Origin of the sequence: Pseudomonas edaphica (genome assembly GCF_005863185.1) — a bacterium.
In the GTDB taxonomy this organism is placed as follows: Bacteria; Pseudomonadota; Gammaproteobacteria; order Pseudomonadales; family Pseudomonadaceae; genus Aquipseudomonas; species Aquipseudomonas edaphica.
The window spans coordinates 1-705 of the sequence record NZ_VBVZ01001100.1; the positions used below are offsets into that span (position 1 = coordinate 1).

At 66.0% G+C, this 705-nt stretch carries 1 protein-coding gene; it reads right to left on the bottom strand.

Going from position 1 to position 705, the window contains the following annotated elements; genetic code table 11:
• On the bottom strand, positions 1–705 hold a 705-nt coding region (locus FEM54_RS33475; protein WP_138454390.1), incomplete at both ends, for a class I SAM-dependent methyltransferase.

Genomic DNA, 705 nt, shown 5'->3' on the forward strand with positions numbered 1-705 from the left:
AAGAGACATGTCATACCGGCTGGACTTTCCATCCAACGCATGGCTCGGTTTGGGCCCGTCAATGCACGGCGCCTTGCGCGGGCGCTTGACCACCACGCGGTGGCTGGCCAACGCCAAGGCGGCAGCGAGTAAGGCCGGTGCGTCCGGATCATCACCCACTAATGGGCGAAACAGGCGCATTTCCTTCTTAACCAGCGCCGTTTTCTCACGGTGCGGGAACATCGGGTCCAGGTAGATCACCTGCGGCGGCTCGCCCTCCCAGTTGCGCATCACCTCGATCGAGTTGCCTTTGAGCAACTGCATGCGCGCCACAATCGGCGCCACTTCAAAGTCGTCCGCACCACGGGCCAGGCCGTCTTCGAGCAAGGCGCCGATCAACGGCTGACGCTCGATCAGGCTCATCTCGCAGCCCAGGCTGGCGAGTACGAACGCGTCCTTGCCCAAGCCCGCCGTAGCGTCCAGCACCCGTGGGCGCACGCCTTGGGCAACACCGACCGCCTTGGCGATCATCTGCCCGCTGCCACCGCCGTAGAGACGCCGATGCGCCGCGCCGCCTTCGACGAAGTCCACGCGCACCGGCCCCGGCGCGTCAGGCCCGAGCTGTTGCAGTTGCAGGCCGTGTTCCCCGACTTGCAGGGAAAAGTCCGCCTCCTCCAGCTGTAAAGGCAGGCCAAGCTGCGCGGCCCAGTGCTCGGCGCGGGCCTT